Origin of the sequence: Streptomyces sp. NPDC047886 (genome assembly GCF_043204435.1) — a bacterium.
Lineage (GTDB): Bacteria > Actinomycetota > Actinomycetes > Streptomycetales > Streptomycetaceae > Streptomyces.
The window spans coordinates 138,519-157,141 of the sequence record NZ_JBIDCF010000010.1; the positions used below are offsets into that span (position 1 = coordinate 138,519).

Genomic DNA, 18,623 nt, shown 5'->3' on the forward strand with positions numbered 1-18,623 from the left:
CTCACGCGGGGCTGATCGGGGGCTCCCTCCTGAGTTCGCCCAGACCGAAGAAGTACGTGAGGAGAAAGCCGGCGACGTAGCCGGTGAGCAGCCCGCCCGCGTAGACGGCGACCGTGGTGCCCAGGCCCCGGTCGCCGGCCAGCAGCGGGAACAGCGCCCACCCCGAAGGGCCGATCGCCGTCGAGCCGACGGTGTCGCCGAGCATGCCGAACAGGCCGACGAACCCGCCGCCGAACGCCCCGCCGACGCACGCCGTGACGAACGGCCGCCCCAGCGGCAGCGAGACGCCGTAGATGAGCGGCTCGCCGACGCCGAGGAGCCCGGCGGGCAGCGCCGACCTGATGGTGCGGCGCAGCGCCGTGTCGTGGCGGAGCCGTACGAACACCGCGAGCGCCGCGCCGACCTGGCCCGCGCCCGCCATGGCGAGGATCGGCAGCAGCACCGTGTAGCCGGACTGCTCGATGAGCGTGGCGTGGATGGGGATCAGCGCCTGGTGCAGGCCCAGCATGACCAGCGGCAGGAACAGGCCGCCCAGGACGAAGCCGGCGGCGGCGCCGCCGTGCGCGAGCAGCCGGTCCGCGCCCGCGCCGATCGCGGTGGACACCTCACCGGCCACGAACATCAGGCCGTAGACCGTGGCCAGGCCCGACACGAGGACGGTGACGGTCGGCGTCACGAGCACGTCCAGCGCCTCCGGGACCCGGCGCCGGCACGCCTTCTCCACCTGGACCGCCAGCGCCGCCGCCGCGAGCGCGCCCAGCACGCCGCCCTGTCCGGGGGCCAGCTGCTGTCCGAACGCGGTGATGTGCGTGACGCCGGGGAACACGACGACCGCCGCCGCCGCGCCGCCGAGGATCGGTGTTCCGCCGAACTCCTTCGCCGTGTTGTAGCCGACGAACACCGCGATCAGCGCCATGAAACCGGAGGCGATCGCGGTCAGGGCCGGGGTGAGGGCGGGCAGCAGACGCAGGTTGACCAGCAGGCCGTTCAGGCCCGCGATCACCCCGCAGCCGATGAGCGCGGGGATGAGCGGGACGAAGATGTTCGCAAGGCGCCGCAGGAACCGTTTCGCGGGTGTGGCGTTGCGGGTCTTCCGGGCGGCCTTGATGGCGGCGCCCCTGGCGGCCAGCCCGGCGGGAGTCAGGTCGTCCGTGGCGCCTGTGGCGTCTGCGGCGCCGGTGGTGTCCGTGGCGTCTGCGGTGTCCGTGGCGTCTGCGGTGTCCGTGGTGTGCGTGGTGTGCGTGGTGTGCGTATTCGTGGTGTCCGGGCCGGTGGCGGCCTGGCCTCCGGTGGTCGTCGCGTGCTCCGCGACCAGCGCCGCGAACAGGGGCGTCACCCGCGCGACCGTCCCCGGGCCCAGGACGATCTGGTACGTCGTGTCGTCGTCGACGACCCCGAGGACGGCGGGGAGCGCCCGGAGCGGGGCGTCCTGGACCAGGGACGGGTCACGGAGGGTCAGGCGGAGCCTGGTCATGCAGTGGGCGACCGCCGTGACGTTGCCGGGCCCGCCGACGAGCGGGAGGAGGGCGGCCGCGGTCGCCTGGTCCTTCGAGTGCGGGGTCATGGGCGTCATCGGGCACATGGGGGCCTTGCCGGGGAAGGGGGAGGATCAGCGGTGGGGGGTCCCCTCGGTGGGGGTGCGCAGGGCCGCCCGCAGGTGGCCCCGGTGGGTCTCCAGCAGGTGCGTCGCCGTCTCGGCGTCCACTCCCGCCAGGACCGTCAGGATGGCGGCCTTCACCTCGCCGCCGGTCGCCCGGAGCGCCTCCGCTATCTCCTCGTCCTGCGCGCCCGTGGCCAGCGCGACGATCCGGTGCGACCGGGCGCGGAGCTTGTCGTTGGTGGCGCGCACGTCCACCATCAGGTTCCCGTACGTCTTGCCGAGCCGGATCATCGTGATGGTCGAGATCATGTTGAGGACCAGCTTCTGGGCCGTGCCCGCCTTCAGGCGCGTCGAGCCCATGATGAGCTCGGGGCCGACCACCACCTCGATGGCGTGCTCGGCCGTCGCCGCGAGTTCGCTGCCCGTGTTGCAGGCGAGGCCGATCGTCAGCGCGCCCACCTCGCGGGCGTACGCGACGGCGCCGACCGCGTAGGGGGTGCGGCCCGACGCCGACACGCCCACCACCGTGTCGTCGGCGGTGAGCTTCAGCTCCGTCAGGTCGGCGCGGGCCAGGGGCGCGTCGTCCTCCGCGCCCTCCGCCGACCGGACGAGGGCGGAGGGGCCGCCCGCGATGAGGCCGACGACGTCGCCGCGGGCCGTGTTGAACGTCGGCGGGCACTCGCTGGCGTCCAGCACCCCCAGCCGTCCCGCCGTGCCGGCGCCCGCGTAGACCAGCCGTCCGCCGCGCTCCATCCGGGCGGCGGTCGCGTCGATCGCGGCGGCGATACGGGGCAGTTGCTCCGCCACGGCCGTGGGTACGCCCTGGTCGCCCTCGTTCATGACCCGCGCGATGTCGAGGGTCGGCAGCGTGTCGATGTCCGCGAGCTCCGGGCGGAACGCCTCCGTGGTGAGCGTCTCCAACCGGGCCCGGAGGGCGGGGTCTTCGTGCGTCATGTGCGGCTCTTTCCGGGTGGTGCCGGCGGGGTGGTCGGGCCCGCGCGGTGCTGCTCTCGTCCTGCGTTGCGGACGGGACGGCCTAACGGCCGGTGCGTGGCGCGTGGCGGTGGGCCAGGGCCTCGTACGAGGCGGCCAGCGCGGGCGCCGCCGTGTCGTACGTACGCTGGGTGACGCCGGTGAACAGGCAGTCCACGACGAGGAGTTGGCTTGTACGGGAGGACATCGCCGCCGGGCGCAACTCCGTCTCGCGGGCGGTCGACGTCGTGAGTATGTGGTCCGCGTACTGGGTCACGGGGCCGTCGGGACGGCCGGTGATCGCGACCGTCGTCGCCCCGTGGTCGAACGCGACCCGCAGCGGTTCTATGACGTCCCCGGTGGAGCCCGAATGGGTGATGGCGATGGCCACGTCCCCCGAGCGGAGCTGTACGGCGTTGGTGACGGCGAGGTGCGGGTCGCTGTGCGCCTGCGCGATCAGCCCGATCCTGAGCAGCTTCTGCGCCAGGTCCTGCGCGACCAGACCGGACGCGCCGACGCCGTAGACGTCCGTGCGGCGGGCGGCCGCGAGTGCGGTGACGGCGGCCGCGAGCTGGACCGTGTCGAGCGCGGCGGCCGTGTCCGCGAGGGTCTGCTGCTCGTCGTACGCCAGCTTCGCCACGACCTCCTCGATCGGGTCGTCCACCGCGATGTCGGCGGTCACGGACGGGGAGCGGCCCGACTGCTGCTGCGCGGCGAGCCCCGCCAGCGCCAGGCGCAGGTCCCGGTAGCCGGGGTAGCCCAGGAGGCGGGCGGTGCGGACGACGGTGGCCTCGCTGGTGCCGGTCAGCTCGGCGAGGCCGGTGACGGTGAGCGCCGCGCAGCCGGCGGGGTCGCCCGCGACGGCCTCGGCGACCCGCTGCATGGAGCGGGTCATGGACGGCGCGAGGGTGCGCACCTTGGCCGCGAGAGCGGCGGGCGCGGCATGCGCGGCGTGCGCCGCGTGCGGTGTGCCTCCGCCCGGAGCGGCGCCCACCGGCGGGCTGAAAGTTTCCTTCACCTCGTTCGTCACGTATGAAACGTATTTTCAGCGATGGTGGCCGTCAACCCCCCGGGTCACAATGGGGTCCATGAGCACCCTCGACCCCTTGGAGCAGGCCCTGCACGCCGCGCGGGCCCTGGTCCTCGCCGACCTCGTGGCCCGGGACGTCGCCGAGGCCGAGGTCGTCTCGCTGGTCGAGGAGGCGGTGAGCCACCGGCGCTGGTGGGTCGAGCAGTGGCCGGACGGTACGGCGTACGTGGCCGGGCTCGTCGCCCAGGACGTCCAGGACGCGCTGCTGGAGCGGTACGGCCGCTGGCCCCTGTGCCCGGTGTGCGACGCGGGCGACCCGCACGCCCTGGACGTCGAACCGGAACTCGGCCCGGACCCGCACTGGGTGTGCGGCAAGGCGGGCGTGGTCGTCGCCCCGGTGGGCGGCCTCGCGTGACGCTGTACATCGACCCGCCGAACTGGCCGGGGCACGGCCGTATGTGGTCCCACCTGATCAGTGACGTGTCGTTCGACGAACTGCACGCGGCGGCCGCGGCGATCGGCGCCCCCGCCCGCGCCTTCGACGGCGACCACTACGACATCCCGGCGGAGCGGTACGCCGACGCGGTCGCCGCCGGTGCGGTGGAGATCGGCTCCAAGGAACTGGTGCGCCGTCTCACGGCGGCGGGCCTGCGCCGCCCGAAGCGGCGCCCGGCGCCGTACCCGAGATGAGTGCTCCCGGGTGTCCGCAGCGTGATCAGGTCCGTACGGAGTCGCTCGCGACGCGCGCCGACGCGCCCATGACCACCCGGCTCGGCGCCGCGTCCCGGCGGTGCAGCCGCAGCGCCACGGCGACCGAGGCCAGCGCCAGCACCGTCATCGCGGCGCCCGCCCACGCCGTCGACGGGAACCCGAGGCCCGCGTCGATGACCGTGCCGCCGAGCCACGGCCCGCCCGTGTTGCCCAGGTTGAACGCGGCCGTCGTGGTGGCGCCCGCCAGCGTCGGGGCGGCGCCCGCGACGTTGAACATCCGGGCGTTCAGGGCCGGTGCGGTGAAGAACGCCGAGACCCCCAGCAGGAACGACAGCCCGATCGCCGCCGCCGGCACGGACGCGAAGACGGCGAGCGCCACCAGCAGCACCGTCGACGCGGCGATACCGGTCAGCATCACCCCGAACAGATGGGCGTCCGCGATCCGGCCGCCGACCGTCGTACCGATCAGCGCGCCGATCCCGAACAGCCCCAGCACGGTCGGCACCCAGCCCGCGTCGAGCCCGGCCACGTCCGTCAGCAGCGGCGCCAGATACGAGAACGCGCAGAAGACACCGCCGGCGGCGAGCGCGGTGACGACCACGGCCAGCCACACCTGCCGGTCGCCGTAGACGCTCAGCTCGCGGCGCAGACGGGGCCGTTCGGCCGGCAGCGGGATACGGGGGATCAGCGCGAGGACGCCGACGAGGGCCACCGCGGACGCCGCGCCCACGGCCCAGAACGCCGAGCGCCAGCCCAGGTGTTCGCCGAGGAACGCCCCGGCGGGGACACCGAGGACGTTCGCGATGGACAGCCCGCCGATCATCACGGCCATCGCGCGGGCCCGCGCCCCGGCCGGGACCATGGCGATGGCGACGGCCGCGCCGACCGCCCAGAACCCGGCACAGGCGAGCGCGCTCACGACCCGGGAAGCGAACAGGATCCCGTACGAGGGCGCGAGGGCGCCCGCGACCTGTCCGAGCCCGAAGGTGGCGAGCAGCGCGACGAGCGTCGTCTTGCGCGGCAGCCGCAGGGTGGCGATGGCGAGCAGGGGCGCGCCGACGACCATGCCGACCGCGAAGGCGGAGATGAGCAGCCCGGCCCTGGGGATGGACACGCCCATGTCGTCGGCGATGGGCGGCAGCAGCCCGGAGAGCATGAACTCGCTCGTGCCGAGCGCGAAGACCGAGAGGCCGAGGATGTAGACGGCCAGCGGCATCCCGGTGGAGGCGGTCCCGGGGGCAGCGGTCGCGGTGGAGGCGGTCGCGGTGGAGGCGGCGGGGGCAGCGGTCGCGGTGGAGGCGGTCCCGGGGGCAGCGGTCGTGGGGGAGGCGGCCCCGGCGGGCGCGGAGGGGGCCGGGCCGGAGCCGGAGGGCGTGGCCGGGCGCGGGTCGGGGGAGTGATCGTCGGAGGGCGGCATGACAGGTGTGAACACACCCGGCACGCCTTACATTCCCGCGAGTTCCGCCGTGAGGTTCGCCCGCGCCCGCTCCTCCCACTCCCACGCGCCGTGCGGCGTGCGGAACAGCCGGGGCAGTGCCAGCAGTTGGCGCAGCACCGCCGCGCGGCCCGCACGGAACGCGTCGTCCGGGACGAACCCGTACTCCTCGCGCACCGCCACCGCGTACGCGGCGTACTCCTCGGGCGCGGCGGCCAGGATCGCGAGGTCCGCGTCGCACAGCACCTCGCCGTTGCGGTCGCCGTCCGCCGGGTCGTGCGTGATGGTGAGCCGCACGAGCCGGGCGACCTCTCCCGTACGGGCGGAGTCGACGCCGAGTTCCGGCAGGGCCCGTTCGGCGAGCCGGGCGCTGCGCTCCTCGTTCTCGGACCGCTCGGGCAGGTACACGGCGTCGTGGAACCAGGCGGCGAGCCGGACCAGGGCGGGGTCGTCGGCGTACGCGGCCAGTTCGTCGACCCGGTCCAGGACCGCGACCAGGTGGTCGGTGGTGTGGTAGCGGCGCTGGGGTTCCGCCCAGCGGCCGAGCAGGTCGTCGGCGTACCGGGACGGGGCCGGCAGTCCCGTGAACGTGGCGCGGACGGCGGTCACGTCCTCGGCCCAGCGGTGGCGCAGCGCGTCATGGGCGGGGTGCGGGGGAAACGCGGGCATGCGGGCAGCGTAACGGGCCCCGGTGAGGGGGCCCGCCACGTCGCCCGTACCCGCGCGCTGCGCGGCGGCCGGTACCGGCGCCCCGTGCGGCGCCCCGCGGGACCGCCCCCGCGCGGCACGTTTCCCGGCCTCCCCCGCGCGGCACGTTTCCCGGCCGCCCCGCGCGGGCCCCGCGGGCCCTGTAGGTGCGCCGCCGCGCGCCGCCGCCCGCCGCCGTCGTCCTACACGGCCGCCTTGAAGCCGCGCAGCCGGAGGCTGTTGCCGACCACGAACACCGACGAGAACGCCATCGCCGCGCCCGCGATCATCGGGGTGAGCAGGCCCGCCGCCGCGAGCGGCAGCGCCGCCACGTTGTAGGCGAACGCCCAGAAGAGGTTGCCCTTGATCGTGGCGAGGGTGCGGCGGGACAGCCGGATCGCGTCCGCCGCCGCGCGCAGGTCTCCCCGTACGAGGGTGAGGTCACCGGCCTCGATCGCGGCGTCGGTGCCGGTGCCCATGGCCAGGCCCAGGTCGGCCTGGGCGAGCGCGGCGGCGTCGTTGACGCCGTCACCGACCATGGCGACGCTGCGGCCCTCGTCCTGGAGGCGCTTGACGACATCGACCTTGTCCTCGGGCATGACCTCGGCGTACACCTCGGTGATGCCGACCTCGGCCGCGACCGCGTCGGCGACGGCCCTGTTGTCGCCGGTGAGCAGGATCGGGGTGAGGCCGAGGGCGCGCAGGCGGCGGATCGCCTCCGGGCTGGTCTCCTTCACCGCGTCGGCGACCTCCAGGACCGCCCGCGCCTCCCCGTCCCAGGCGACGACGATGGCGGTACGGCCGGCCGCCTCCGCCTGCCGCTTGGCGTCGGCCAGCCCGTCCGGCAGCTCGATCGCCCACTCCTGGAGCAGCCGCTCCCGGCCCACCAGCACCGCGTGGCCCTCGACCACGCCCTGGACGCCGAGGCCCGCGACGTTGGCGAAGTCCTCGGGGGCGGGCAGCACGCCGGCCCTGGCGGCGGCGCCGGCCGCGACGGCCTGGGCGATCGGGTGCTCGGAGGAGTGCTCCAGGGCGCCGGCCAGGCGGAGGACCTCGGCCTCGTCCGTGGAGCCGGCGGCGTGCACCGCGAGCAGGGTCATCCGGCCGGTGGTGACCGTGCCGGTCTTGTCGAGGACGATGGTGTCGACCTTGCGGGTGGTCTCCAGGACCTCGGGGCCCTTGATCAGGATGCCGAGCTGGGCGCCCCTGCCGGTGCCCACCATGAGGGCCGTCGGCGTGGCCAGGCCCAGGGCGCACGGGCAGGCGATGATCAGTACGGCGACCGCCGCCGTGAACGCCGCCGCCGCCCCCGCCCCGCTGAGCAGCCAGAACCCGAGCGTGCCGAGGGCGAGCAGGATCACGACCGGGACGAAGACGCCGGAGATCCGGTCCGCGAGGCGCTGTGCGGCGGCCTTGCCGTTCTGCGCGTCCTCGACCAGCCTGGCCATCCGGGCCAGCTGGGTGTCGGCGCCGATCCGGGTCGCCTCGACCACCAGCCGGCCGCCCGCGTTGAGGGTGGCGCCGGTGACGGAGTCGCCGACGGACACCTCGACCGGCACGGACTCACCGGTGAGCATCGACGCGTCGACGGCCGACGAGCCCTCCACGACGGTGCCGTCCGTGGCGATCTTCTCGCCGGGGCGGACGAGGAAACGGTCGCCGACCCGCAGGTCGGCGGTGGGCACCCGCACCTCGTGGCCGTCGCGGAGGACGGTGACCTCCTTCGCGCCCAGCTCCAGCAGTGCCCGCAGGGCCGCGCCCGCCTTGCGCTTGCTGCGCGCCTCGAAGTAGCGCCCGGCCAGGATGAACGCGGTCACACCGGCGGCGGCCTCCAGGTAGATGTTCCCGGCGCCGTCGGTGCGGCTGATGGTCAGCTCGAACGCGTGGGTCATCCCGGGCATGCCCGCGTGGCCGAAGAACAGGGCCCACAGCGACCAGAGGAACGCCGCCGACGTGCCGACCGAGACGAGGGTGTCCATCGTGGCGGCGCCGTGCCGGGCGTTGGTCCAGGCGGCGCGGTGGAACGGCCAGCCCGCGTAGGTGACGACGGGCGCGGCCAGCGTGAGCGAGAGCCACTGCCAGTTCGTGAACTGGAGCGGCGGGATCATGGCCATCGCGATGACCGGGACGGAGAGCACGACGGCGGTGATCAGGCGCTGGCGCAGGGGCCGCATCCCGTCGTCGGGCTCGGCGGCGCCGCCCTCGTCGGCCGTCGGCGCCGCCGGTGCCGGGGGTTCCGGCTCTTGCGCGGTGTAGCCGGTCGCCTCGACGGTGGCGATCAGGTCGCGTACGGAGACGTCGTCGTCGCGGTAGCTGACCTTGGCCTTCTCGGTGGCGTAGTTCACGGTCGCCGTGACGCCGTCCATCCGGTTGAGCTTCTTCTCGATCCGGGCCGCGCAGGACGCGCAGGTCATGCCGCCGATGGAGAGCTCGACCTCGGCGGTGCCTGCGGCGGTCGTGGGCGTGCTGCTGCTCATACGGGCTGCTCCTCGTCCTGTGCGTGGGCCCAGTGTACCTGGGGCTACCCCTAGGGGGTATCTCGGATCGACGGCTCATGTATACCCCCTGGGGGTATAAACGCGCAAGAGGCGACCGGCTCTCCGTGGGGGTACGCTGGACATTGGACTAGACCTGTAGTCGCCCGTCGAAGAAAAGGGGTCTCATGAGCGACCGTGCAGTCCTGGAGGTGATCGCCCTCGACACCGAGGACGCGATCGCGGCCCAGGCGGGAGGGGCCGACCGGCTGGAGCTGGTCACCGACATGGCCGCGGACGGACTCACCCCGTCCCGCGAGACCTTCGCCGGGATCCGCGCCGCCGTCGACATCCCGCTGCGCGTGATGCTGCGACTGGCCGACGGATTCGCGGCGGGCGACGTCGACGCGCTCGTACGGGCCGCCCGGGACCTCCGCTCCGAAGGCGCGGACGAGTTCGTGCTCGGCTTCCTCGACGCCGAAGGCCACCCCGACAGCGCCGCCGTGGAAGCGCTGGTCGCGGAGCTGGACGGCTGCCGGTGGACGTTCCACCGCGCCATCGACAGGGCCGCCGACCGGGACACCCTCCGCAAGCAGCTCGCCGACCTCCCCGGCCTCGACACCTACCTCACGGCAGGCTCCGCCGCCGGGGTCGACGAGGGCATCGGCGTCCTCGTCGCCGAAGCCGCCCGGCGCGGTGAACCCGGCTACGAGCAGCGGATCCTGGTCGGCGGCGGCCTCCGCCTCGACCACCTGCCCCGGCTCAAGGCGGCGGGCCTCGACGCGTTCCACATCGGCGGCGCCGCCCGCCCGGCCGGCTGGACGTCGCCGGTCGCCCAGGGCGCGGTACGGGCCTGGCGGCGCGCCCTGGACGAGGAGTAACCCGGCTCGACCGGGAGGCCCGGCGGCCGGGCGGTCCCCAGGACGACACCGGGCGGCCGGGCGGGCCCCAGGGGGCGGGACCCCGGCGCGGCCGGGCGGACCCCCAGGGGGCGGGACCCCGGCGGCCGGGCCCCATTCGCCGTCAGGCGCCGAGCTGGGGCGGCAGCGGCGCCGCGTGCACGACCGTCAGGCCCGACACCGCACGGGTCAGCGCCACGTACAGCCGGCGCAGACCCGTGCGCTCGTCGGGCTCGCCGTCGACCACCGCCGCCGGCTCGTCCAGGACCACGTAGTCGTACTCCAGGCCCTTCGCCAGCGACGCCGGGACGAGCGTGAGCCGCGAGGCGGCCGTCGTCTCCTCACCCGGCGCCAGACACGCCAGACCCGCCGCCCCCAGCGCCTCCGCCAGCGCCGGAACCCGCGCGTCCGCCGCGATCAGACCGATCGAGCCCTCCCGCTCCAGCGACGCCACACACGCCGCGACCACCGACGCGTCCAGGTCGCCCACCGCGACCTCCCGCACCGCGAGCGAGCCCGGGTTCTCCCGTACCGACCGCACCGCCGCCAGCCCCGGCGACATGTGCGGCAGCAGCCGCGACGCGTACGCGATCACCTCGCGCGGCACCCGGAAACCGGCCGTCAGCTCCTCCACCACCGCGTCCGGCTTGCCCAGGTGCCGCAGCGCGTCCGCCCAACTCGCCGTCGCCCACGGCGTCGTGCCCTGCGCCAGGTCGCCCAGCACCGTCGCCGACCCGGTGGTGCAGCGGCGCCCCACCGCCCGGTACTGCATCGGCGACAGGTCCTGCGCCTCGTCCAGCACGACATGGCCCAGCGAGTGCGTACGGGACACCAGGTCCGTCGCCTCGTCGATCAGCACCGCGTCCGCCGCCGACCACCTCGCCGACCGCACGCTCCTCGGCGGCCTCGCCCACTGGACCGCCTTCCGCTCGTCCGCCGTCAGCAGCCCCTCCGCGTGCTCCGCCAGGAACTCCGGGTCGGACAGCAGCCGCAGCACCAGCTTCGCCGGATCGACCGGCGGCCAGATCGCCTTCACCGCCGCCTTCACCGCGGCGTTCCGCGCCACCGCGTCCTGCACCCGGTCGTCGGGCGCCTCGCCCGCCTGCTCCATCCGTACGAGCACCGCGTGCGCGATCCGCTGCGGCAGTGCGTCACGAGCCGCCCCGTACCGGATGTCCCGGTCCAGCAACTCCCGTACGATCGCCCCCAGTTCGTACGCCGGGATCCGCCAGCGCCGCGAGCCCCGCACCACCACCAGCGGCTCCGACGGCAGCGTGACATGCGACCGCACCGCCCGCCGCAGCACCTCCGCCATCCGGGCGTCGCCCTTCACCACCGCCGCCGGCGCCTCGTCCTCGCCCCGCACCTCCACATGCGCGACCAGGTCGTCCACCGTCGCCTGCCGCACCTCCAGCTCACCGAGCGCGGGCAGCACCTGCTCGATGTAGTGGAGGAACGAACGGTTCGGCCCGATGACCAGCGTGCCGGTCCGCGCCAGCCGCTCCCGGTGCGCGTACAGCAGATACGCCACCCGGTGCAGGCCCACCGCCGTCTTCCCGGTGCCGGGCCCGCCCTGCACGCACACCGTGCCGCCGAGCCCGGACCGCACGATCTCGTCCTGCTCGGGCTGGATCGTCGCCACGATGTCCCGCATCGGCCCCACCCGAGGCCGCTCGATCTCCGCCTGGAGCAGCCGGCTCGTCCGCTCCTCCTCCGCCGGGTCGGAGAGGTGCTCGTCCTCGTACGCGGTGAGCTCGCCGCCCGTGTACCCGAACCGGCGCCGCAGCCGTACGTCCTGCGGATCCTTCCTCGACGCCCGGTAGAACGGCTGCGACACGGGCGCCCGCCAGTCGATCACCATCGGGTCGCCGTCCGCGTCATGGACGTGCCGCCGCCCGATGTAGAACCTCTTCCCCTCCTGCGTGGTGCGCAGGTAGTCGAGGCGCCCGAAGAACAGCGGCGTGTGGGAGAGATCGGCCAGCGCCTTGATCCGGTCCTCGATCTGCCGCTCCAGGACCGCCGCGTTCACCCAGTTCGCGGTGACGTCCCGGATGTCCAGCGCCTCCACGTCCTCCCGCATGGCCCGCAGCGCGGCCCTGGACGCGGTGAGGTGCGCGCGCTCCCGCGCGAGCGGATCGGAGCCGGGTGCGGACATGGGAGTGCCTCCAGGGATCGTGCGGGCGGTCTGCGGGCCGTCCGGTTTCCGAGCGGACGGCGGCGCTCCCGAGGAGGGGAGGCGGGGAAGGACGGGATCCTAGCCACGCGCCGGGGTCGGGGCGAATGAATTTCGCCGCGGGGTGCCGACAGGGCGGGGTGCCGACAGGGCGGGGTGCCGACAGGAGGAGACGACGCCTACGACCCGTAGGGGATGCCGTATGCCTGGAGTCGTACAGGCGCAGGACCGGGGTTCAGCCTGCCGACCGATGGAACCGGGCGCCCCGGAACCCACCATGGATACATGAGCGCAGCGACCTTCACCCCCGTCACCCGCCCCTCCGGACCCCGCCCCTCCGGACCCCGCCCCGCCACCCACTCCACCCACTCCACCCACTCCGCCCACCGCGTCGGCAACGCCCTGCGCGCGGTCAGGGTCTTCGCCGGTGCGGCGTTCGGAGTGGCCGTCCTCGGTGAGTACGCCCAGGAAGCCGGCGTCAGGCGCCGCTGAACCCCGGCTCCCCACTGAGCAGTTCGTCCGCGTCCACGATCCGGTACGCGTAACCCTGCTCGGCCAGGAACCGCTGGCGGTGCGCCGCGAAGTCCTGGTCGATCGTGTCCCGCGCGACCACCGAGTAGAAGTGCGCCTGGTGCCCGTCCGCCTTCGGCCGCAGGACCCGGCCCAGACGCTGCGCCTCCTCCTGGCGCGACCCGAACGTGCCCGACACCTGGATCGCGACCGTCGCCTCCGGCAGGTCGATCGAGAAGTTGGCCACCTTCGACACCACCAGCACGCTGATCTCACCGTTCCGGAACGCGTCGAAGAGCTCCTCACGCCGGGCGTTCGGCGTCTCCCCCTTGATCACCGGCGCGTCAAGGTGTTCACCCAGCTCATCGAGTTGATCGATGTACTGGCCGATCACCAGGATCTGCTGCCCGGCGAACTTCCGCACCAGCGCCTCCGTCACCTTCCGCTTCGTGGCGGTCGTGGCACAGAACCGGTACTTCTCCTCCGTCTCGGCCGTCGCGTACGCGAGCCGCTCCGAATCCGTCAGATTGACCCGCACCTCCACGCAGTCGGCGGGCGCGATGTACCCCTGCGCCTCGATCTCCTTCCACGGCGCGTCGAACCGCTTCGGCCCGATCAGCGAGAACACGTCCGACTCGCGGCCGTCCTCGCGCACGAGCGTCGCGGTCAGCCCCAGACGGCGGCGCGCCTGGAGATCGGCCGTGAACTTGAACACCGGCGCGGGCAGGAGGTGCACCTCGTCGTAGACGATCAGGCCCCAGTCCCGCGAGTCGAACAGCTCCAGATGCGGATAGACGCCCTTGCGGCGGGTCGTCAGCACCTGGTACGTGGCGATCGTGACCGGGCGGATCTCCTTCTTCGTACCGCTGTACTCGCCGATCTCGTCCTCGGTCAGCGACGTCCGCCTCACCAGCTCGTGCTTCCACTGCCTGGCCGACACCGTGTTCGTGACGAGGATCAGCGTCGTCGCCTTCGCCTGCGCCATCGCACCGGCCCCGACCAGCGTCTTCCCGGCCCCGCACGGCAGCACGACGACACCCGAGCCGCCGTGCCAGAACCCCTCGACGGCCTGCTTCTGATACGGGCGCAGCGCCCAGCCGGACTCGTCCAGGTCGATCCGGTGCGCCTCGCCGTCCACGTAACCGGCCATGTCCTCGGCCGGCCAGCCCAGCTTCAGCAGCGTCTGCTTGATCTGGCCCCGCTCGGAGGGGTGCACGGCGACGGTGTCCGCGTCGAGGCGCGCGCCGACCAGCGGCTGGACCTTCCGCGACCGGAGGATCTCCTCCAGGACCGGCCGGTCGGTGGTCGTGAGCACCAGTCCGTGCGTCGGGTGCTTCACCAGCGTGAGCCGTCCGTACCGGGCCATCGTCTCGGCGACGTCGACCAGCAGTGCGTGCGGCACGGGGTAGCGCGAGAACTCCACCAGCGCGTCCACGACCTGCTCCGCGTCATGCCCGGCGGCGCGGGCGTTCCACAGGCCGAGCGGGGTGACCCGGTAGGTGTGGATGTGCTCGGGCGCCCGCTCCAGCTCCGCGAACGGAGCGATGGCACGGCGGCACGCGTCCGCCTGCTCGTGGTCGACTTCGAGCAGGAGTGTCTTGTCGCTCTGGACGATCAGTGGTCCGTTCACGCCTCACCCTTTCCGTACGCCAAACGTCCAGTGTCCCGCATAACGGGCGTTCGGTGCGGTGTGAGCGCGCTCACCGGCCGTGCGCGGGCACGGCCGGTGAGGTTTCCGGTGCTGCTTCGGTGGTGTTGTGGGTGGGGTGGTGGGTGGGTGGCCGGTGTTGTGGCCGGTGTTGTGGGTGGGGTGGTGTCGTGGGTGGTGTGCCGGCGGTGGTCAGAGGGCGATGTTGTTCACCAGGGGGCCCTCGAACAGCTGGAACTCCAGGGGGATGGGCAGTGCGGCGGCCAGCGCCAGCGCGGCGCAGACGACGGTCAGCGTGATGGCGATACGACGGGTCATACGGTCGGTCCTCTCGATGACGTACGGATCACGCTCGGTGGTGCCGGACGCCTCAGAAGACGAGCCCGCCGCCGAGCGCTCCGGACAGGTCGATGCCGACGGCGGCGGCGGGCGCGGCGAGGACGGTCAGGAGCGCGGTGGCGGTGAGGAGGAGAACGGTCGGGACACGGCGCATGGCGGATCCTCTTTCCTGCGTGCGATGTTGGCCGGGACGGCTCGTGGCTGCCCACGGCACGCCGGAGGGATGCGGGACGAGGTGACACGTCCCTCCAAGGTGGTACATCACGCCGGATCGTCGGCGAGTTCGGCCACTCCTGTGATCCGGTGCAGCGGGTACGTACGGACCTCGTCGGCCGTGTGGTCGTACGCCGTGACGAAGCCGCCCTCGACCCGTACGGGGGCGATGACCCGCTGGCTGGCGGCGCCGTCCGCGTTGACGTAGCCGATCCACACCGCCGAGCCGGTCATGGCCGCCGCCTGGACGGTGGCGAGCGTCTCGGCGGCCGAGGTGCGCGGTAGCTCGCCGCGCCCGCGCGTCGACGGCTCCTCCGCGCGGGTCTCCGCGCGGTCCTCCTTGCGGACGACCGTCGCGGCCAGGTCACCGGCGCGGATGGCGCGGACGGCCGCCCCGAGGAGTGTGGGGTCCGGGGTGGGCGGGCCCCCGGGGACGGGGGCCGGGGCGGTACGGGGCGGGGTGCGGTACGCGTGGGCGCGGGTCACCAGGACGTCGCCCTCGGCGGACTCGCCGGCCGGGGCGAGCCCCATGGACCGCAGCCCGTCCAGGAGGGCTGCCGGGTCCGCCTGCGCGGCCAGCACGGTCGGGGCGAGGCGGCGCAGCCGCAGCGGCGCGGAGCGCTTGTCGGCGAGGATCTCGCCGAGGAGGGTGTCGTCGTCGCAGCGTACGTAGGCGGAGGCAGCGCCCACACGGAGGTGGCCGTGCTTCCGCGCCACGTCGTCGACGAGGTAGGCGAGCGGCTGAGGGACGGGCGTGCTGGAGTGCGCGGCGAGGAACGCGTGCAGGTCGGCGGCGGTCTGCCCGGCGTCGAGCGCACGGCGTACGGAGCCGGGCGTGAAGCGGTAGACGGTGGCACCGCCCTTGGACTCGACGTCCGCCAGTACGGACAGCATGTCGGCGAGCGGCCGCCGCAGCGGGCCCGGGGCGACGGCCGTCAGGTCGGCCTGGAGCAGGACGTGGTCCACCGGCTGGGGCAGCAGGGGTGCCAGGAGCTTCGCCGCCCGCGCGATCGCCTCCTGGAGCGTGGGTGGGGTCGGCTCTGTGGGTGGGGTGGGTGCGGTGGGTGGGGTGGGTGCGGTGAGGTCGGTGGGTTGGGTGGGTTCGGTGGGTTCGGTGGGTGCGGTGGGTTCGGTGAGGCCGGTGGGTTCGGTGGGTGCGGTGAGGCCGGTGGGTTCGGTCGGTTCGGTGGGCTTGGTGGCTTCGGTGTTTTGGGTCGGGGGCTCTCCGGGCTCACCTCCTCGGGGTCGGAGGCCTTGGCCGCCGGTCTGGGGAGCCGTTTCCGGGCCTCCGATCCCCTGCGGGGGCGACCCTCCGAGCCCCCTTCCGTGTCGGGCCAGCGCGCGGGCCGGGGTGGACAGGGCGCCTCGGCCGGTGATGCCGAGCAGTTCCGCTTCCGCCAGGGTCCAGCGGGCGAGGCGGGCGCGGAGTTCGGCGCCCGTCGGCGCGGCGCCGCGCAGGGGGCGCTCCCAGCGGAGCCTGGCCAGGAGGGCCTCCGGCTCGGGGGCGGCGCCGTCGGGGAGGTCGGCCAGCAGGGCGAGTACCCGGCGGCGCACCTCCGGGGCGGCGCCCCGGTCGAGGTCGGGGCCGAGCGCGGCCAGGGTGCGGCCCTTCGTGTCCTGTTCGCCGACCAGGCCGGGCGTCCGCGTCGCGGTGAGCCACGCCCCGGCGAGGCGGGCCCAGCGGTCGGCCGGGGGGAGGTCGAGCCACTCGTCGTACCGGGGGGTCGGCGCGTACCGTTCGTCGGCCTCGCCGTCCGATGCGATGAGCCCCGCCGCGTACGCGAGCTCAAGCCAGAACGCGGCCGTCTGCTCGGGCACGTCCAGGGCGGTCGCCGTGCGCCGCAGGTCCCGTACCGAGAGGCCGCCGGCGCGCAGCACGCCGGGGCCGCCCTCGTTCCACTCGCGCATCAGCTCCTCGACGGTCGCGAGCGCCGTGTACGCCTGGCCCGCCGCCGTGTTGTCCACAACCTGTGGACGGTACTCGCGGGCGGGAGGGACGACCGGCGGCAGCGGCTCCGGCGTACGGTGCGCCCGCCCGGCGCGCAGATGCAGCGCCACCTCACGGGGCAGCACCACGGTGCGCGCCGACACCGGCAGCAGCAGTCCGTGGTCGCGCAGCCAGCGCACCGGCGGCGCCGGGTTCGCGGTCACCTCGCCGTACGGCGGGCCCCACACCAGCCGGTCCAGGACGGCCAGCGCGTCCGCCGGGGCCTCGTCCAGCAGTGCGTTCATCCGGCCCCGGTCGGTGAACAGGGAGTTGAGCGCCGCGACGGCCGACACCGGGTCGTGGGTGGTGGGCAGGCCCGCGTGCGCCAGGATCTCCTGCAGCCGGCCGGGCGACATGCCGGCCGTGGCCTCCGCGACCGTCGGTCCGAGCCCCGTGGGGGACGGGTGCTGGGGTGACGGTACGAGCAGTTCGCGCGCCGTCCGCACCAGCCGCAGCCGGTCGTCGTCGCCCCACACCAGTGCCTGGTCGCGCAGGACGCGCACGGCGTGCGGGAGCGCGGCGGCCACGTCGGGGTCGCCCTCGTCGCCCGCCATCAGCGCCAGCAGTACCGCGTACGGTGCCGGGTCCGGGGCCACCGCCAGTGCCTCGGCGGTCTGCAGCGTGAACCGGTCCAGGTGCTCCAGGGCCCGTACGACGGAGGCGCGGGTGCCGGCCCGGGTGGCGAGCTGCGTGAGGTCGGTGGGGACGGGCGCCAGCAGGTCGGGCCGGGCGCGCAGCAGCGCCGCCAGGCCCGCGTCGCCGCGGGCCCGCAGGGCCTCCGCGAGGGTGCGCGGAGCCGTGCCCGCGGCGGGGTCGTCGCCGCCGGGGCGGGCTTCCGCGGGTCCTCCGGATACTTCGGCTGTGTCGCGCACGTGCGCCTCCCGATCGAGCTCACCGGTCCCCATCCGGACCACGTTAGCCCCCGCCCGTGGCGCAGACGCTAACGTCGGGATGTCGGCCGTGGAGGGGCACTGTGGGGATCGAGAGCGACCAGCTGGTCTTCGACTATCTGAGCCGGGTCGGAGACCTGGCCCAGCAGCGGCAGTTGTCCTCGCAGGCGCGGATGAACCTGGTCGCGTCGCTGCGCGGCGAGATCGAGCGGCAGCGCGCGGGTGGCGGCGCCGACACCCCGGGCGCGGTACGCCGCATCCTCGCGTCGCTCGGCGAGCCGGACGCGGTCGTGGCGGCGGCGGCCGACGGCGGGGTGACCGTGCCGGAACAGCGCACCGCCCGCACGCCGAAGCCGGGCGGGGCGGCGGTCGCCGACGCGGTGAACGCCGCGTCCCTGTGGATCCCGGGCCCGCACACGGCGGGGACGGACGAGGCCGGGACGCCGGACACCCAGCCCGACTGGTGGCGGGTCGACGAGGGGCCGTTCGGCGGCGGCGACATCGTGCCGGGCTTCACGGGCGGCGTGGAGTTGCCCGAACTCCTCAAGCCCCCGCCGAAGAAGGAGCCCGCTCCCGACACGGACCCGGCGGCCGACGCGAAGACGGACGCCGACGCCCCGCGCCGGCTCCTGCCGCGCCTGCGGCGCCGCAAGCGCGAGGAGAGCCCCGCGGGCGCGGCGGCGGAGACGACGGCGGTTCCGGCTCCGGCGCGTACCGTCTCGCACCCGCTGCTGCTGGTCGCGGCCGCTCTGCTGGTCGCCGGAGCCGTGCTCGGCTCCTGGCTGGCGCTCGCGGGCGGCTGGCTCCTCGCGTACGCGTCCCGCCGGCTGAGCCGGGCCGAGGCGAAATGGGCGGTGCTCGGCCTGCCGGGCGTGGCGGCGGTCGGCGGGGCCGTCTGGCTGTGGGGCAGGATCGACGGCCGGTGGGGCGACCCGATAGCGGCGGGCGGCGACGCGATGGGCGAGGCGATCTCCGGCACCTGGCCCTGGGTCGTACGGGCGGCCGCGCTGGCGTCCGCGTTGTACCTGGCCTGGCGGTCGCGCCGGCCGTGACCG

General features: G+C 74.6%; 16 protein-coding genes. 5 read left to right on the top strand and 11 right to left on the bottom strand.

All coding sequences use genetic code 11. The features are described 5' to 3' along the window. Position 1 precedes the first annotated feature (1 nt). The 3 genes from ACGF5U_RS27450 to ACGF5U_RS27460 all read right to left on the bottom strand — a co-directional run bounded on the left by ACGF5U_RS27450 (position 2) and on the right by ACGF5U_RS27460 (position 3,602). Positions 2-1,564, bottom strand: a complete 1,563-nt coding sequence (locus ACGF5U_RS27450; RefSeq protein WP_392818926.1) for a PTS transporter subunit EIIC — start codon at positions 1,562-1,564, stop codon at positions 2-4. A gap of 45 nt (positions 1,565-1,609) precedes the next feature. Next, positions 1,610-2,554 (bottom strand): N-acetylmuramic acid 6-phosphate etherase, encoded by a 945-nt coding sequence (gene murQ / locus ACGF5U_RS27455; RefSeq protein WP_392716751.1) that lies wholly within the window; start codon positions 2,552-2,554, stop codon positions 1,610-1,612. 82 nt (positions 2,555-2,636) lie between these two features. Next, entirely contained in the window at positions 2,637-3,602 is a 966-nt protein-coding gene (locus tag ACGF5U_RS27460; protein WP_392716749.1) for a MurR/RpiR family transcriptional regulator, read from the bottom strand. Positions 3,603-3,660: 58 nt separating this feature from the next. Between ACGF5U_RS27460 and ACGF5U_RS27465 the strand changes: the two genes are divergently transcribed. Continuing rightward, entirely contained in the window at positions 3,661-4,017 is a 357-nt protein-coding gene (locus tag ACGF5U_RS27465; RefSeq protein ID WP_392716747.1) for a hypothetical protein, read from the top strand. Then, positions 4,014-4,292 carry a DUF4031 domain-containing protein gene (locus ACGF5U_RS27470; protein WP_392716744.1) on the top strand — a complete coding sequence of 93 codons (279 nt, stop codon included), beginning with the start codon at positions 4,014-4,016 and terminating at the stop codon, positions 4,290-4,292. The genes ACGF5U_RS27465 and ACGF5U_RS27470 overlap by 4 nt, the downstream gene beginning before the upstream one ends. A 25-nt stretch (positions 4,293-4,317) precedes the next feature. Here ACGF5U_RS27470 and ACGF5U_RS27475 read toward each other — a convergent pair whose 3' ends face one another. The 3 genes from ACGF5U_RS27475 to ACGF5U_RS27485 all read right to left on the bottom strand — a co-directional run bounded on the left by ACGF5U_RS27475 (position 4,318) and on the right by ACGF5U_RS27485 (position 8,912). Then, the gene (locus tag ACGF5U_RS27475; RefSeq protein ID WP_392716949.1) at positions 4,318-5,529 is read right to left on the bottom strand and encodes a Cmx/CmrA family chloramphenicol efflux MFS transporter; all 1,212 of its coding nucleotides are present in this window, start codon (positions 5,527-5,529) and stop codon (positions 4,318-4,320) included. A 228-nt stretch (positions 5,530-5,757) separates the two neighbouring features. After that, positions 5,758-6,417 (bottom strand): hypothetical protein, encoded by a 660-nt coding sequence (locus ACGF5U_RS27480; protein WP_392716742.1) that lies wholly within the window; start codon positions 6,415-6,417, stop codon positions 5,758-5,760. A gap of 221 nt (positions 6,418-6,638) precedes the next feature. Beyond that, entirely contained in the window at positions 6,639-8,912 is a 2,274-nt protein-coding gene (locus ACGF5U_RS27485) for a heavy metal translocating P-type ATPase (RefSeq protein WP_392716740.1), read from the bottom strand. Between the two features lie 185 nt (positions 8,913-9,097). On the opposite strand from ACGF5U_RS27485, the gene ACGF5U_RS27490 reads away from it, so the two are divergent. After that, positions 9,098-9,790, top strand: a complete 693-nt coding sequence (locus ACGF5U_RS27490; protein ID WP_392716738.1) for a copper homeostasis protein CutC — start codon at positions 9,098-9,100, stop codon at positions 9,788-9,790. Positions 9,791-9,932: 142 nt separating this feature from the next. On the opposite strand, the gene ACGF5U_RS27495 is transcribed toward ACGF5U_RS27490, so the two are convergent. Further along, positions 9,933-11,963: a HelD family protein gene (locus ACGF5U_RS27495; RefSeq protein WP_392716736.1), complete on the bottom strand. Its 2,031-nt coding sequence runs from the start codon at positions 11,961-11,963 to the stop codon at positions 9,933-9,935. 303 nt (positions 11,964-12,266) lie between these two features. Between ACGF5U_RS27495 and ACGF5U_RS27500 the strand changes: the two genes are divergently transcribed. Next, entirely contained in the window at positions 12,267-12,473 is a 207-nt protein-coding gene (locus ACGF5U_RS27500) for a hypothetical protein (RefSeq protein ID WP_392716734.1), read from the top strand. Here the strand turns inward: ACGF5U_RS27500 and ACGF5U_RS27505 are convergent. The 4 genes from ACGF5U_RS27505 to ACGF5U_RS27520 form a co-directional block, all read right to left on the bottom strand. Next, positions 12,460-14,121, bottom strand: a complete 1,662-nt coding sequence (locus ACGF5U_RS27505) for a DNA repair helicase XPB (RefSeq protein WP_392716732.1) — start codon at positions 14,119-14,121, stop codon at positions 12,460-12,462. The genes ACGF5U_RS27500 and ACGF5U_RS27505 overlap by 14 nt on opposite strands. Before the next feature lie 210 nt (positions 14,122-14,331). Then, complete coding sequence (locus tag ACGF5U_RS27510) at positions 14,332-14,457, bottom strand: hypothetical protein (RefSeq protein ID WP_392716730.1); 126 nt, start codon at positions 14,455-14,457, stop codon at positions 14,332-14,334. A 52-nt stretch (positions 14,458-14,509) separates the two neighbouring features. Continuing rightward, positions 14,510-14,632: a hypothetical protein gene (locus ACGF5U_RS27515; RefSeq protein ID WP_392716728.1), complete on the bottom strand. Its 123-nt coding sequence runs from the start codon at positions 14,630-14,632 to the stop codon at positions 14,510-14,512. 107 nt (positions 14,633-14,739) lie between these two features. Next, positions 14,740-17,583, bottom strand: a complete 2,844-nt coding sequence (locus tag ACGF5U_RS27520; RefSeq protein WP_392716726.1) for a helicase-associated domain-containing protein — start codon at positions 17,581-17,583, stop codon at positions 14,740-14,742. A gap of 68 nt (positions 17,584-17,651) precedes the next feature. On the opposite strand from ACGF5U_RS27520, the gene ACGF5U_RS27525 reads away from it, so the two are divergent. Then, positions 17,652-18,620, top strand: a complete 969-nt coding sequence (locus ACGF5U_RS27525; RefSeq protein ID WP_392716724.1) for a hypothetical protein — start codon at positions 17,652-17,654, stop codon at positions 18,618-18,620. Positions 18,621-18,623 lie beyond the last annotated feature (3 nt).